The sequence below is a fragment of the Scytonema hofmannii PCC 7110 genome (genome assembly GCF_000346485.2).
Lineage (GTDB): Bacteria > Cyanobacteriota > Cyanobacteriia > Cyanobacteriales > Nostocaceae > Scytonema > Scytonema hofmannii.
The window spans coordinates 8,838,737-8,853,999 of the sequence record NZ_KQ976354.1; the positions used below are offsets into that span (position 1 = coordinate 8,838,737).

11 protein-coding genes are annotated in these 15,263 nt (G+C 43.0%); 3 read left to right on the plus strand and 8 right to left on the minus strand.

The window, feature by feature from the left end:
• Window positions 1–85 precede the first annotated feature (85 nt).
• From WA1_RS37405 to WA1_RS37440, 8 genes are all read right to left on the minus strand, one after another.
• The gene (locus WA1_RS37405) at window positions 86–2,590 is read right to left on the minus strand and encodes a tetratricopeptide repeat protein (protein WP_017749320.1); all 2,505 of its coding nucleotides are present in this window, start codon (window positions 2,588–2,590) and stop codon (window positions 86–88) included.
• A 532-nt stretch (window positions 2,591–3,122) separates the two neighbouring features.
• Complete coding sequence (locus tag WA1_RS37410; RefSeq protein WP_017749321.1) at window positions 3,123–3,860, minus strand: peptidylprolyl isomerase; 738 nt, start codon at window positions 3,858–3,860, stop codon at window positions 3,123–3,125.
• 21 nt (window positions 3,861–3,881) lie between these two features.
• Window positions 3,882–4,931: an aldo/keto reductase gene (locus tag WA1_RS37415; protein ID WP_017749322.1), complete on the minus strand. Its 1,050-nt coding sequence runs from the start codon at window positions 4,929–4,931 to the stop codon at window positions 3,882–3,884.
• On the minus strand, window positions 4,928–6,064 hold the full coding sequence (locus tag WA1_RS37420; RefSeq protein WP_017749323.1) for a T3SS effector HopA1 family protein: 1,137 nt from the start codon (window positions 6,062–6,064) through the stop codon (window positions 4,928–4,930). Before WA1_RS37420 ends, WA1_RS37415 begins: the two co-directional genes overlap by 4 nt.
• A gap of 24 nt (window positions 6,065–6,088) precedes the next feature.
• A complete protein-coding gene (locus WA1_RS37425) occupies window positions 6,089–7,279 on the minus strand; it encodes a phosphotransferase family protein (RefSeq protein ID WP_017749324.1) in 1,191 nt (396 codons plus the stop codon).
• Between the two features lie 198 nt (window positions 7,280–7,477).
• Window positions 7,478–7,738 carry a hypothetical protein gene (locus WA1_RS37430; RefSeq protein WP_017749325.1) on the minus strand — a complete coding sequence of 87 codons (261 nt, stop codon included), beginning with the start codon at window positions 7,736–7,738 and terminating at the stop codon, window positions 7,478–7,480.
• Between the two features lie 118 nt (window positions 7,739–7,856).
• Complete coding sequence (locus WA1_RS37435) at window positions 7,857–8,102, minus strand: hypothetical protein (protein WP_017749326.1); 246 nt, start codon at window positions 8,100–8,102, stop codon at window positions 7,857–7,859.
• Between the two features lie 123 nt (window positions 8,103–8,225).
• Window positions 8,226–8,483: a hypothetical protein gene (locus WA1_RS37440; RefSeq protein ID WP_017749327.1), complete on the minus strand. Its 258-nt coding sequence runs from the start codon at window positions 8,481–8,483 to the stop codon at window positions 8,226–8,228.
• Between the two features lie 1,454 nt (window positions 8,484–9,937).
• Between WA1_RS37440 and WA1_RS37445 the strand changes: the two genes are divergently transcribed.
• The 3 genes from WA1_RS37445 (at window position 9,938) to WA1_RS37455 (ending at window position 15,113) form a co-directional block, all read left to right on the plus strand.
• Window positions 9,938–10,543 (plus strand): helix-turn-helix domain-containing protein, encoded by a 606-nt coding sequence (locus WA1_RS37445; RefSeq protein ID WP_017749328.1) that lies wholly within the window; start codon window positions 9,938–9,940, stop codon window positions 10,541–10,543.
• Window positions 10,536–13,616: a peptidase domain-containing ABC transporter gene (locus tag WA1_RS37450; RefSeq protein WP_017749329.1), complete on the plus strand. Its 3,081-nt coding sequence runs from the start codon at window positions 10,536–10,538 to the stop codon at window positions 13,614–13,616. Before WA1_RS37445 ends, WA1_RS37450 begins: the two co-directional genes overlap by 8 nt.
• 72 nt (window positions 13,617–13,688) lie before the next feature.
• Window positions 13,689–15,113 carry a beta-barrel domain-containing protein gene (locus tag WA1_RS37455; protein ID WP_017749330.1) on the plus strand — a complete coding sequence of 475 codons (1,425 nt, stop codon included), beginning with the start codon at window positions 13,689–13,691 and terminating at the stop codon, window positions 15,111–15,113.
• Window positions 15,114–15,263: the final 150 nt, after the last annotated feature.

The following is a 15,263-nucleotide window of genomic DNA, read 5'->3' on the forward strand; positions in this document are numbered from 1 at the left end:
TGCGACAGATAGTTAGCCCAAATCAAGTCTAAACATGACTTTCTCAATCCAAAATCTAAAATCTAAAATCCAAAATGGTATGAGATTATGGGCGGCAATTTATTTTTGCTTTCTCTACCACCCGATAATCTGACTTGAGTTTAAGAGCTTCTTCAAAAGCTTGAAGCCCTTTGTTGACTTCAGACGATCGACAGAACGTTAATCCCAAATAATACCAAGTTTCAGCTTTTTGAACTTGTGTCAGCTTGGATACATACAGCATCTCGTTAAATTGAGCAATTGCTTCATCGTATCGCCTTAAGCCCTGAAGCACTATACCTCGACTCCGTTGAGCAGCAAAATAGTTTGGATTGTATGCTAACGCTTGGTCATAGGCTTTCAGGGCTTCTCCGTATTCTTGTTTTTGCATTAACACCTTACCTTTATGGCTAAAAGCAACCGATAAATTTCTCTGACTGGTTTCTTTTTCTTTAATCTGGTCAAAACGTTTAATTGCTTCGTCAATGGCTGCAAGTGCTTTGTCGGTTTCCTTCAGTGCTAGCAGTGATTCAGTTTTGTTAATCCAGAAAATCGGGTCTTTTGAGTCGAGCGCAATGGCTTTATCAAAAGCAGCGATCGCCCGATTGTATTGCTTGAGGTTATGTAATGCCTCTCCTTTACAATTCCAACCATACACTGCCTTTGGCTCAATGATAGTTGCTGCAGAACAGGATTCGAGCATCTTGCTATATTCTTGTAAGCTACCTTGTGCATAGCCTCGGTTAGTCCAAGCTTGGTAGTAGTTACTATCAATGTTCAAAATCTTGTTATATTGCGCGATCGCTTCTTCAGCTTTTCCTTGGTAGTATAATTCATTGGCTTGTTGAAAAAGAATTTCCACCTCTGGATTTTTAAAGAAATTCAAGCGAATGATATTAACACCAAGGACAACTAAGCCGCCTATTCCTAGTAAAATCCAAATGGGTTTGAAAATTTTATTTCCAGGATTGGAAATAGGTGTTTTTTCTTCAATGATAGTATTTTCTGGAACCGATTTACTTTGAGCACTTTTAGTTATTTCTGAAGGTGAAATATTGTGACTTTTCTCTAATTGTTGAGTCACCCAATTCAAATGAAAAACAGATTGGTAAATACGATTAGAGACTTTTAACTTATCTTCCTGTTGCACGACTAATCCCAAGTTTAGCAGTTCTGCTTGTACGGGACTGTCATCAATGGGAACTTCTCCTAGATACAAGATTTGTTGGTAAAGCCGCAGCAGCGATAAAGAATCGCATCGCTTATTTCTAACAAGCCCCTCCTGAATCGACTTTAAATGCTCAGATGCTACTTGCGTTTCCCAATGATTAATTAAGCGACTTTGCACTAGATCCCGTACTCTTACTGCTTCCTCCCCTGAACGAATCAAAACTTCATCAAATTCAGCAAGTAATTGACAAAGCTTTTGGGTAAGAAACGGCTGAGCACCTGTCCATGACATGACTTCTTCTAGCAAAATGTCTGGGCGACTAGCTTTTTCATCTAATTTGAATGATTTAATCGTGTTGTGACTAAAAGGTCGTAAACGTGCTAACTCTTGGTCAATCCAACTTTGATTAAAAACAGATTGGTAAATACGATTAGAGGCTTTTAACTTATCTTCCTGTTGCACGACTAATCCCAAATTTAGCAGTTCTGCTTGTGCGGGACTGCGATCGATTAGAACTTCTCCCTGATGCAAAATTTGCTGGTAAAGTCGCAGCAGCGATAAGAGATCGCATTGCTTATTTCTCACAAGCCCCTGCTGAATCGCTTTCAAATGCTCAGATGCTGCTTGAGTTTCCCAATGATGAATTAAGCGATTTTGTACTATCTGTTGTACTCTTGCTGCTTCCTCACCTGCAGGAATCAAAGCTTCAACCTCTGCTAGCAATTGACAAAGCTTTTGGGTGAGAAACGGCTGAGCACCTGTCCATGACACGATCTCTTCTAGCAAAATGTCTGGGCGACTAGCTTTTTCTCCTAATTTAAATAAAGGTTCTAAACGTGCTAACTCTTGGTCAATCCAACTCTGATTAAAAACAAATTGGTAAATACGATTAGAGATTTCTAACTTATCTTCCTGTTGCACGACTAATCCCAAATTTAGCAGTTCTGCTTGTGCAGAACTACCATCAATGAGAACTTCTCCCTGACGCAAGATTTGCTGATAAAGCCGCAGCAGCGATAAGGGTTCGCACCGCTTATTTCTAACAAGCCCCTCCTGAATCGCCTTCAAATGCTCAGACGCTGCTTGAGTTTCCCAATGATTAATCAAGCGATTTTGCACTAGTTGCTGTACTCTTGCTGCTTCCTCACCTGCAGGAATCAAAGCTTCAAACTCTGCTAGCAATTGACAAAGCTTTTGAGTGAGAAACGGCTGAGCACCTGTCCATAACAGGATTTCTTTTAGCAAAATGTCTGGGCGACTGGCTTTTTCTCCTAATTTGAATAATTTAATTGTGCCGCGTTTAAAAGGTTGTAAAGTTGTTAATTCTGGAGTCGCTCCATTTTGATTAGAAGCTGATTGATAAAAGTGATTAGAGGATTCTGACTTGTCTTCCTGTTGCACGGACAAATTCCAAATTCAGCAGTTTTGTTTGTGTTAAATTTTCAAGCGAACCCCCGGATTCTGTCCTTTGGAGTTCTAACGGCTAACGCCGTGGGTTTCATATGTTTTTAGCTAGCCCTGTCGGTAGTAAAGTATTGTATACTAAAATCTCAGTATGCACTACTGTTCCTCTCGCTCAGAACTATTGAATCTTTATCGCAGAGTATGCGGCTAGGTAGCAGACTATTATTCTTTATGCACCCAAATAGATCCAAAGTCCCTGTGTTATTCCCAAGTAACTGACTTAATCCTTGTATATAGTTAATATTAATGTGTTATGCCATTTCATCTGTAATTTTAGCGAGATTAGTAGAATCTGAACGAAGAATATTATTCGCAATAAAATAACGTAGGGGCGCAATGCCTTGCGCCCCTGTATAGATGTGTTACTACCCCCCTTAATCCCCCCTTGGAAAAGGGGGAAACAAGAAATCAAATTCCCTCCCCTTTCCAAAGTCTGGGTTAGGGTGGGGTAAAAAACCCTAAGGAACAATTAAGAACCTTGTTGCTGCAACCAAGCCTGAAAAAAGGGTTCCATAATTCGCTCTTTGACTGATTCATTAAGTTGCGGCGGGAACCACTTTTCAACTCGAATAATGTGATAGCCAAGCTTTGTTCGAATAGGTCCAACCACTTCGCCTTCCTTCACGTTGGCGATCGCGTCTACAAGCTCCTTCATCAGTTCTGCTATAAACTGAATACCGACAAAACCGCCGTTTTCTTGGGACTTTTTCCCCTTGGAGTGTGCTACTGCTAAAGCATAAAAGGACGCATTTTCCTCTCGGAGTGCTGTGGCTATTTTTACAGCCTCTATCTCGTCAAGCACGATAATCTGAGAGAGCGCAACTCGTTTAAACTGCTCGCGGTTACCAACATACTGACCATCGACTGCAGCACCGAACAGATGCTCTCTTAACTTTTTCGTTAGCAGTGATACTCGAATCCCCTCAGACCAATCCTCTATTGTAATTTGCTGTGCTTCAACCCAGGCAAGGGTTTCAGAAGCACCTAACAGCTTGTGCTCCAATCGAAAGGCATCTCCGGCTACTTGCAACTCTTCATCAGAAACAGTGATATCGAACTGCTCGCAAGTGCGTAAAATCAGTGCATCTCGTTCAGCTAAAGCGGCAATTTCAGCAATTTTACAAGAACGCTGTAGATAAGCAATAATCTCAGCATGGGTTGCTGAGGGATTTTCTTGCAGTGTAAATTTTTCTAATGTTTCTTCCATGACTTATATGTAGAGATTACTTTACGATGCAGGAATTGCTATCTCAGGATTATAAAGTAAGCGTTCACGCGGAACATCCTGGATGCTCAACCGATTGCGATGTAAATCACCATACAGGTTGAGGTAGTCTATTTCCTCAGGCGTCAGCTTACCTTTAATCACATTGTTGATGGCAGCATCAACCTCCTGACGATTTCGCCAACCTGCCAAAGCGACATCTACACAGTTCTGTGATAAAGAGTAGCGATATAGATCGGGAACGGTAGGCTGCCAGCAATTTGCTGGTAAATTTCTAGGAGGCTGCCAAAGGGGGCCATACATACCAGCAGACTTAAATGTGACAATTCCCGGTCGCTGCGGGTTTTGGGCATCCAGATTGGCAAAAACTGTTTGCTGAGCGGTGCGATGAGCAATATTATGCCTGACCATAACCACATCTAAGAGTGGGCTATCAAGCCACTGTGCGGCAAGATCGAGATCGTGGAAAGAAGCTCCGACATAGCGAACAATCCCCATTTTTTTAAGACGTTCTGAGGTGCCAAACATACGTTCTACGGCTCGCTGATAAACCGCATTCGGACCTCTGAGATCGTCAGATACGCTCAAGCAATCCTGAATTGTGGTAGCATCTTTGCTGCCAATCCAACCCCAAAAAAAGATGTCAATATAGTCCATCTTCAAGTCAACCAATTGATCGACGAGGGCTGACATTATAGACTCTGGACTCTTAAGGACATAAGTTACCGTTGCCAGAACTACCTTCTCCCGTACCGAAGAACCACGTCCACATAACTTGCGGAGTGCATCACCCATTGAACTGTAGAGATAGTGGTGCAGATCGCTTGAGTAAAAAAAGTAATTAATTCCTTTATCAAAAGCGTGGAGGGTGTCTTCACTGGAGATGTGCCCTCCGCCTCCTAATCCCAGACAGCTAACTGTCAAGTCAGTCCGCCCCAGTTTGCGGTAAAACGGCAGATCGGATTCTGGAAATTTAGGACTAGCAAGACTGACTTGAGGGGATGGGGCTACGGGTTGCTGCAAAGACTCAGGGGTAAGGTTAGTGATTTTCATAAGTCTAAGGGAGTGTAAATGTCCTCTGAGTTGGCATTGAGGTAAGAACGTTGTACGTCAATTCCCAGCAAAAGGAAGTGATTGAGAATACGATTCATTCGTCCCTCAGTTGAATCATCTTCTTGCTGCCAAGCTTCTAGCAAAGCATTAGCAACAATTAGGCAGCGATTCATCCCAAAACTTTCTATCTCAGCAAATTTCTGGTCTGGTTCTTCGGCTAGTGCCAGTCCTGGTGCTAACCACTTAGTGAACAGAGGTACTTGTGGTTGAAACTGCGATCGCTGTTCTGTATAAACCGCTTCCAGGATTGGTCGGACAACTTCGTAGCGGCTCTTCTCAAAATAGAGCACGGCTGAATCATAACGCCTGTAAATTGAAGGGTTGTACAATGCCTTAAAGGTGAAGGGAAGGGCGATTTCATTAAGCCGCCGTGTCAAGTCACCCATAACTGCAACCGCACCTTCAGGACTTAAGTTGAAGTAGATACGGACTATTCCTCCAGACCGATCTATATTGCTGCTATCTGAATGACTGTGCCTGTTTGGACCTGCATTACTAACTGCCATGTAGAATCCACTTTGTACTCGATTACGCGGTAACTTGATGGCAACTAAGTCACCTACCGTAGCAGATTGTGCTTCTGATTTTAGATGACGATCTCGGTCAATATATAGAGTTAGACCGTTCTTGTTGACAACTAGATTACCATCATTCTCTTGCTTTAGCACAGTCCAACCTGGATCGAAATATCCTTTCCCACTATTGCTTTCGTGCAAGCGATCGTAGAATGCTAAGTCTACCCCCAAGTAGGTATTGTTCTCTAAATTTTGCTGCAGTGCTAAGTTATCTGAATCTGCATCCACTGCCAAAGCTTTTTCTAAGGAACCGTTGTAATAGGTACCGTAGAGAAATCTCTGGAGTTGTAAGCTCCGGTACTTACTCTGAAGCTCTGAAGGTAATTGCTGAAAGCGATCTACTGCCTCAGCAGTCAGTTCCATTTGTTTGTATTCTGGATGATGAATGCAGAAGTTGGGCATAATTTGAACCTTGCTAGCAATGTCTTCAAGCACGGCTAGCAGTGGCTTGGGTGCAGTATCTGGCAGTTGACTTTGCAAAGAATCCAGCAATTGCATAATTGTCTTTTACCGCTACAAATATTAATGTGAAACAACATTAGCGTGAGAGGGGATGAGTTCCGATTCTGGCATGCCAAACACCGTCTGGGTGAATTGTTCTGGATGGCATAGCAATGTCTTGGCAACCTGCAGCATACAAATCCCCGTGTTATTAAAGGTTTTTTGGTACTGAATTGTTGCTTGAATAGCTTGAATTAAAGCCAGACCGGAAAATTGCATAACTCGCTTCAAAAAATCAGGACGACGAGCTAAAATTTCTGGGAAATGCTCGAAATAAGCGCTAGCTAAGGCAGCAATAGAAGGTTGAAGCATCTCAAGGGGGATCGTGGCTAGGCGTAAAGATTCTTCGAGCGCGATCGCCTTACTTGTCACCAAGCTGCCTAACCAGATTTGCAGGTAGCTGGCAACAATTGTACCTAAATCGAAGGCAGGATCTCCCCAAGCCGATCGCTCCCAATCAATCAGTCGAACGATGCTTTCACCGGATTGCTCTGCCTTGAAGACAGCTTGTTCCCAATCAATCGGCAGTAGAATATTGTTTAATTTTAGGTCATTGTGTGTTAAGCAACAGCGCTCGGAAGCTTGATTAAGCTGTGCGATCGCTTTTCCAAGACTGTCGTAGCGCTGATAGAGTGCCAAGAATTTAATTCCATCAGAAGGAACCTGACCAAACACTTCAGGACTAATGCGTTGCAGCCCACGAGTGAGTCTTGCAACCGTGTCAGGGATTACCTCATTATTATCCGATTGAATAAAAAAGTCTCGATAGTCTTGACGATCTAGTGTTGCGCGGTGAATGGTGGCTAGAACAACCCCGATTGACGTTCCGATCGCGGTGGAGAAGACTTTCTCCTTACCGTAGAAAGCTGCTAGATCGCGATAATCATTGAGATAGTTAAAAACAATAATTGAATGCTCGGCATCAAAATGGAGTATTTCTGGAAGATGGGGGCGAAGGTAACTTAGCTCTGAGAATCGCTGTAAAAATTCGTGAATTCGCCATTCGCACAAAAACTCACCAGCCGTTTTCCCGTCTCGGTTATAACGCTCTTGCTTAATCAGGAGTTTACGACTGTCAGGCAAACTCAACAATAAGTTAAAGTTTTTGGCCACCTTTGGTTCTATCTCACTCTGCGCTTGCTCTTGTTGAGTACACAGACTATGTTTAACCAGGTACTCAACTGCATTTTGAGAACTCAGCAAAAATTTCATAAGTTAGCTTTCAAACTTATTAATTAAATAAATGAAATACCAAATTAAGACACCCTTACCTGGGTGTCTATTAGAGGTACCAGCACACTGAAACGCCTAGACAATAAGTAGGACAACTTAGCAAGTTCTTATCTCCATTAGGTCAAAGACTGACCGAATCGACCCTCAAACCCAGATCGATTTCACCGAGCAGTGCCGTTATCCTTTGGGACGACCACCAAAAAGATTACCTAAGTCAATCAAATTATTAAAACTGTCGGCACCCGTGACATTGAAGCCGCTATTCCCAGATATTAGGCTTTGTAAGCCTAAGCCTGCTAAAGTCCCACCTAATGCACCTAATATACCACCTTCGAGACCCCACATCTCGCGATCGCTCAACTCGTTGATAAAGCTTTCAGAATCGTGAAACAGATCGTAGCCTACAGGACGCAAATTGTTGATCTCGATACTTGCCATTTCTCTCCCTACTTTTCTTTACTTTTCATACTTTTGAACTAGCCTAGCTATTGGATGGAGCGTATACTGTTTGGATCACTTCGCTCTCTTTAGAAGCTTAGTTACCGCTAAGTAGCTATTACACAGCCCCTGTTAAGGAGAGCCCTGCTAAGGTACCCCCAGTTATCATACTTAAGGTACCCACAGTTGCGCCAGCTAACGGATCGCTAATGGTCGCAGGAAGTGTGAAAACTAACGTATCCAACGTTAAACCGCCTTGAACGCTCCAGACTTCGCGATCGCTCATCTCGTTGAGATAGCTCTCTGAATCTTGAAACAGTTCAGATCCAGCTAGCTGTAAATTCTTGATTTCGATGTTTGACATTTGCTTTTTCTTTACTAAATTATCTTCTTACTCTAAGACCAAAGAAAGGATTGCACGGAGCATATACTGCAAGCAGCGCTCCGCTTCCCCCCGATGCTGAGTTATGACACCGCTAAACAACCATTACACAGGGCCTGTTAGAGAGAGACCCCCTATGGTACCCGAAGTTAACCCCGAAGTTATACCACTTGCTGTCCCAACACTTGCACCAGCTAACGGATCGCTAATAGTATCTGGAAGCGAGAAAACTAACGTATCCAACGTTAGACCTCCTTGAACGCTCCAGATTTCGCTATCGCTCATCTCGTTGAGAAAGCTTTCTGAATCTTGGAACAGTTCAGAACCAGCTAGCTGTAGATTCTGGATCTCGATGTTTGCCATTTCCTATTCTCCTGGGATTACAATTATTTTGAGTGATTCGTATCATTACTTTTGAAAAAGAACTAAAAGTTGCTTAGCTCTGTCTGTAGGCTATCAAACCAAGATTTAATAGTTCAAGCATTTCAACTTTATTTTTTAGATCTAATGTAAGAAGTTTTTTCTTCACTTTAAATTGCGATTTAATTAATACTTTTCGTATTTAAATCATTATTACCATAATAAATGCTTTTTATCAAAATATATTGATATCTCTCAATAGGGTTTTTAGAAAAAAGTACCTGACTTATTTCTCAATTCAGCTAAAGATGTCACAAGATAACTGAAATCTTCCTACGAATCATACGAATCCTACTTTGGAAGACACTTAATAATTAATTTACACTGAGCAACGTATAAGACGTGTTGACGAGAGAAAGGAGCTTCGTTAAAGCCACTGAAATCAGAGGATACTCGATCCATTTTTATGTCTCGTAATTCTTTTTTTCGCTCTAAGTGAAGAAGTTATTTCTCCATTTGACGCATCCACGACTATGGTAACTCTTACTTTTCAAAATGATTCAACAGTTCTAAAAGGATTTTTTAAAGTATTGAGCGAATAGAATTCATTACTACACAAACAAAGTCCGCCTGCGTGGAAAGCATGAAGAATCAAGGATTTTAAACCCACGCAGGTGGGTTTTGCCTGTATAGCCGGGAATTCCATTCGCCAAGGCTTTACAAACATCTTCTAAAGGTATAGTTTTGAAACAAGTGCCTGATTTATTTCTCGTTTTGAATTACAAGATGCAATGAAATGGAATCTAATTCCCTACAATTCTCACAAATATTACGAATCTTACTTAAAGAAATCAAGCAAGTTTCTAGCACTTTAGATAGAAATAAATTACTCTCTGTAGATAGAATTCAATTTTATTAAAAAAGGAGATTTTTAAAAATAAGGAATGATAAATATTACTTATCCAGAAATTAATATTCATTTTCAAAATTGTCAATGTGTTCAACTATAGCGTCGGCACAGTAGTCAAAAAGGAGGGAAAAAATCCAGTTTCTTTGACTTGAGCCAACGAGATACCAAGCTTTGCAACAGCGAAAGACCGGGTTTTTGGAACTACTGTACTGGGGATCTAGCAACCAAAAACATCGGTTATCTGTACATATATATGCTACGCGAAGACAGCTATGAAACTTCAAAATTCCTTTACACAACTTTTCCAAAAAAATATCAAATAAAGCAGGATAGAGTCGGAGTTAAAGAGTACGAGTTACTAAATCCAAACATGAAAATTTTCTCATAAATCATTCCTGAAAATCATGAAAGATCTTCTATAATAGCGATAGAATTGTATTCTCAGAGAATAGTGTTTGAAATCGTTAAATTTTATGCGATTATACTCTGTCAATATAATAAATTTTCAGGAAATTCTAGAAAACAGTAAACGTATTAGGAAATTGCTATGGAAACCCAAAATCAGCTTTTAACAGCTTTTCAACGCAAGCTTCTGATGAAAAAGTTGGAAGCAGATTTACGAACTGAGTACCGTCGCCGCATTCAAATCATGCTAATGGCTGATGCTGGTCAATCTCAAACACAGATATGTGCTGCACTTGGGTGCTCTCAGGAGACGGCTAGGTACTGGATTGAAATGGCGCGAGCTGGCAAGGCGCATCGGTGGGAGGATCGCCCAATGGGGCGACCCAAGACAGTGAATGTCGAATATCTGAATCGGTTGAAAGACCTGGCCAGTCATAGTCCCCGTGAGTATGGCTATCCATTTGAGCGCTGGACTGCAAGATGGTTAGGGAAGCATCTGGCAAAAGAATTGGGAATTGAGATGAGCGATCGCTACATCAGTATGCTGCTGAAGAAAATGGGACTTTCTACGCGTTCGCGAAGTGAAACAAACGCAACTAATATTTCTGAAATACATGATTCTGTGATTGCGATTCGCGATCTCCCTTCATCAGTTGAACCTTCATCAGGTGAATATTTTGCTTACCGCTCAATATTATCAAAACAAGACAGTCATACCACTTTAAATATATTGGAAATCCATGGTTAAACAGCCATCAGAATTTTCAAGTCAGAATATTGCCCAACACATCGCCCAAATCCTAGGTCAAGCACTTACAGAATCAGAACTGTCAAAATGTTTAGAACAAATTCAATTTTTGGAGCCAGAACCAGGAAAACAATTTTGGCAAGCAGCAAATGCGACAGCAGGAATTTACATCATTCTTGCAGGTAAAGTCAGGTTGTTTGATAGCAACAACAACTTGATTGCTTCACAAGACGCAGGGAAATCATTTGGTGAATTGACGCTGTTTTCAGAAGAGTCTTTTCAGCCTTATGCAGCGAGAGCTGCTTTCAAGCTGAAGCTTTGTTATCTTCCCGATCGATGCTTGCAAACCCTAATCCGCAACCATCCTAATATTCGAGAACACCTTTATCACCAAGCAGCACTTTGGGATTTGCTACTGTTATGCAAACAGACAGATCCCTTGCGGGATGCAGCTCCAGAGAAGTTGGGACAAGTCTTATTACTCTTAGAATCGCACCATCTTAAACCTGGGAAACTGCCAGCATCCTTGCTCAACAATCAGAAGTTGTGGTTGATCCGTCAGGGAGAGATCTTACATCCATCGGGTCGAAGGCTTACGGTTGGAAGCGTTTATACTCCCTTGCAGTCTACTGGGGAACGTGCTTGGCAAGTCACTCAACCCACAGAACTTTATAGCCTCAGCTATTCTAATTGGGAAACAGCGCTGCATAACTTGCCACAACTGAGCGAATCACAACTAAGCGAACAGAGTTTATCAAATACTCAGCCATCAGGAGCAAACAGCAGGGAGCGATCTGTGGTCGTGCAGCAGACAATTCGCCCCTCCCCTCCCTCTGGTGAGCCAAAAACTTGGAAAAAGATCGACAAAGCTTACTTCCCCAATCCGAGTGTAGAAGCCGGACAATGGTGGCAGCGATTGACTCTGCGCTACCCAGTTTTTCTCCAGCAAAGTGCCTCTGACTGCGGTGTTGCTTGCCTGGTAATGATTGGACAATATTGGGGTAAGCGCTTTAGCGTCAATCGCGTGCGAGACATTGCCAACGTTGACCGCAATGGGGCTTCACTTCGAGGTTTAGCCGCCGCCGCAGAAAGTATTGGGTTTTCTACTCGTCCCGTCAGAGCAACCCTTGACAAGCTAGCACAACAAAATTTGCCTGCGATCGCCCATTGGCAGGGCAAACACTACATTGTTGTTTATCAAGTGACTCGCAATCGGGCGATCGTTGCCGATCCTGCTATGGGGCTACGTAAACTCAGCCATGCCGAATTTAAAGAGCATTGGACTGGTTTTGCGTTGTTATTGCAGCCTACATCTGTGCTGAAAGAAGTGAAGGAGTTTAATGAACCCTTCTGGCGTTTCTTTGAGTTAGTGAAACCTCACTGGGTCGTGCTCATAGAAGTGTTGGTTGCGTCCATCCTGATCCAACTGTTTGGACTGGTCGTACCACTGTTTACTCAGTTGCTTTTGGACAGGGTAGTCGTGCAGCGCAGTGCTCTGACCTTAAACGCTGTGGGGTTAGGATTGCTCATCTTTAGCCTCTTTCGAGTTGCAATGACCGGACTGCGGCAATACCTGCTCGATCATACGGCTAACCGAATCGATTTAGCACTGATTGTTGGTTTTGTTACCCATACCTTCCGGCTGCCCCTAAGGTTCTTTGAGTTTCGCTACGTTGGAGACATTATTTCCCGCGTACAGGAAAATCGCAAGATTCAGAGCTTTCTTACAGGTGAAGCACTGTCAATTTTTCTCGATTTACTGACAGTATTTGTCTATGTGGGATTGATGTTCTGGTACAGTTGGAAACTGGCTCTGCTTGTGTTAGTCGCCGTGCCTCCATTTGTGTTAATGGCGTTAATTGCTACGCCCTTGTTGCAAAGGGTTTCACGCCAGATCTTTCACGCTTTTGCCGCTGAAAGTAGTTACTTGATAGAAGCGCTTACAGGAATTCGCACAATCAAGTCAATGGCGATCGAGCAGACTGTACGCTGGCATTGGGAAGATCTGCATAATAAATCCATTAAAACACTCTTTTCCGGTCGGGTCATTAATAATGTCCTTTCAACGTTCAGCTCTACGGTTGAAGCTGTAGCAACAACAGCCCTGTTGTGGTACGGAGCTTGGCTGGTGATTCAAAATCAGCTAACCATTGGGCAATTAGTCGCGTTTAATATGTTGCTCGGTAACGTCATTCGTCCATTCCAACGACTGATTGTCCTGTGGAATCAATTGCAGGAAACGATCGTTGCTGTTGAGCGCATCGAGGATGTCATTGAAGCTGAACCTGAAGAAGATCTGGAATACCAGCCTCGTCAATCGTTACCGCAAATTCGCGGTCACATTAGCTTTGAGCACGTCACATTCCGCTATCACCCGGAGAGTGAGGTCAATACGCTAGAGAACATTAGCTTTGAAGTGCTGCCAGGACAAACTGTAGCTCTGGTGGGTCGCAGTGGTTCTGGAAAAACAACTATTTCTAAGTTAGTATTGGGTCTTTATCCTCCTACAGAGGGGAAAATTCTTATAGATGGCTATGATATCACCAGCATTGCGCTATCATCGCTCCGGCAACAGATCGGTGTAGTCGATCAAGATACATTTTTGTTTGGTGGCACGATTCGCGAAAACATTAGTGTCGGTAACCCAGAAGCCACACTGGAAGATTTGATTGTAGCTGCTCAACTGGCAGGAGCACATCAATTTATTAAAGAATTACCCTTAGGCTACGAAACACAAATTGGGGAAGGTGGAGGAATGCTGTCTGGGGGGCAAAGACAGCGTTTGGCGATCGCCCGTGCTTTATTAGGAAATCCACCAGTGTTGATTCTTGATGAAGCGACAAGTAGCCTTGATGCGGAGTCTGAACGAATTATTCAAACGAATCTCAGCACCATTGTCCTTGGTCGTACTATCCTAGTTATTGCCCATCGACTTTCCACAATTCGCAATGCGGATCTGATTTTGGTGCTCGATCGCGGCATATTGATTGAGCAGGGTACTCATGAGGAACTCATGGCAAAACGAGGGCACTACTTTTACCTCAACCAGCAGCAGTTTGCTACAGCCAACTGAGTTGGTGGGAAAGAGCTGAGAATATTCTACTCAACATTCAAGCGGTTAAATAAAAGAGTACAAAGTAACCTTATGCCAAATTTACCCCGTACCCCCGATAGGCTCGCTCGAAATGGACACTATCGTAATGGCTCTCACTCACCCCAGGATGTTTTGGACTCAACCAACACCAATGGTGTTCGACCTTCGCCTCTGTCAACCTCATTCTCTGCCGGAAACGAGTGGTCTTCGGTAACAAAGGATACGATTGACACTGTACCACGGGTTTGGACACGAGGGTTACTGTACTTTTTAGCTGTATTTACTGGGGTCGTCTTACCCTGGGCAATGCTGTCTAAGGTGGATGAAGTAGGCACCGCCAGGGGGCGTCTGGAACCTAAGGGTAATACGTATAAGATAGATGCACCCGTGGAGGGACAAGTTGCTGAGATTAAAGTCAAGGAAGGTCAAACCCTAAAAGCTGGGCAGGTTCTACTAGAACTAGGATCGGAGTTAATGCTGGCTGAGTTGCGTCAAGCCCAGGCTGAGCTTGAGGGGCATTTGGAGCGCCTATCTCGATTGGAAATGATGAAAAATCAACTCCTTGAGGTAACGGTTCGGACTCAGCAACAGCAGGGTAGAGCGGATGCAGCCGTACAGCTAGCAGGAATTGATGAAATTCAACAACGGCTTGAACACAGCCGAGTTGCGCGTGGACTGGCTAGCGATCGTCTTGCCAGAGATATAAAGGAAGTGAAACGTTATCAAGCTTTAGTGAAACAGGGAGTTATTGCAGAAGTTCAGCTTGTGCAAGCACAACGTGCAGTGGATGAGGAGAAATGGAAATTAAACCAAGCGAATTTAGAGATGCGACAGGCTGAATACCAGCTTAAAGCTCAGCAAAATCAGTATCAAAGTACCCTTCAAACAACGAAGTTAACACTCCTTGAAACAGAAAGACGAACAAAAGAACTTGAAACGCAAATAACAGGCGAGCAAACAGCAATAATTCGCGCCCGAAAGCAGGTTGACAAACTAAAATTTCAATTGCATCGGCGCGACATTCGGACTCCAATTAGTGGTGTTCTATTTCAACTACCGATTGAGCGACCTGGAGCAGTTGTTCACCCCGGTCAAATGATTGCTCGGATTGCACCCAAAGGAGCGCCCTTGGTACTTAAGGCGAATATGAACAGCAGCGAAAGTGGGTTCTTAAAAGTAGGTATGCCAGTCAAGATTAAGTTCGATGCCTATCCTTTCCAAGACTATGGCATTGTTGAAGGTCATGTCATACGAATCTCACCTGACTCTAAAATCACCGAAACTCCTCAAGGTCCTGTAGAAAGTTTTGAATTAGAAATCAGTCTCGCTCAACCCTACATTCAAACAGCAAGTCAACGCATTGTTCTAACTCCAGGTCAAGCCGCGACAGCAGAGGTTATTGTCCGGCAGCGTCGCATTATTGACTTTCTCCTCGATCCATTTAAGAAGTTGCAAGAAGGGGGGCTAGAGCTTTGAGGTCTGGAGTGTTGCACAGCTAACATTGGGCGAGTGATGAAGATAGCAATAGCGATCGCCAGGAAATTCTCAGCATACCAATTGAATAGGTTAACTATAGCTGAGAGCGCAACCGGAGTACAACATTATTTTTACTTATTTGAAACATTT

Coding starts and splice junctions, on each gene's coding strand:
- WA1_RS37450 (WP_017749329.1), top strand. CDS start 10,536: ATGGTTAAACAGCCATCAGAATTTTCAAGTCAGAATATTGCCCAACAC.
- WA1_RS37445 (WP_017749328.1), top strand. CDS start 9,938: ATGGAAACCCAAAATCAGCTTTTAACAGCTTTTCAACGCAAGCTTCTG.
- WA1_RS37440 (WP_017749327.1), bottom strand. CDS start 8,483: ATGGCAAACATCGAGATCCAGAATCTACAGCTAGCTGGTTCTGAACTG.
- WA1_RS37430 (WP_017749325.1), bottom strand. CDS start 7,738: ATGGCAAGTATCGAGATCAACAATTTGCGTCCTGTAGGCTACGATCTG.
- WA1_RS37410 (WP_017749321.1), bottom strand. CDS start 3,860: ATGGAAGAAACATTAGAAAAATTTACACTGCAAGAAAATCCCTCAGCA.
- WA1_RS37425 (WP_017749324.1), bottom strand. CDS start 7,279: ATGAAATTTTTGCTGAGTTCTCAAAATGCAGTTGAGTACCTGGTTAAA.
- WA1_RS37420 (WP_017749323.1), bottom strand. CDS start 6,064: ATGCAATTGCTGGATTCTTTGCAAAGTCAACTGCCAGATACTGCACCC.
- WA1_RS37435 (WP_017749326.1), bottom strand. CDS start 8,102: ATGTCAAACATCGAAATCAAGAATTTACAGCTAGCTGGATCTGAACTG.
- WA1_RS37415 (WP_017749322.1), bottom strand. CDS start 4,931: ATGAAAATCACTAACCTTACCCCTGAGTCTTTGCAGCAACCCGTAGCC.
- WA1_RS37455 (WP_017749330.1), top strand. CDS start 13,689: ATGCCAAATTTACCCCGTACCCCCGATAGGCTCGCTCGAAATGGACAC.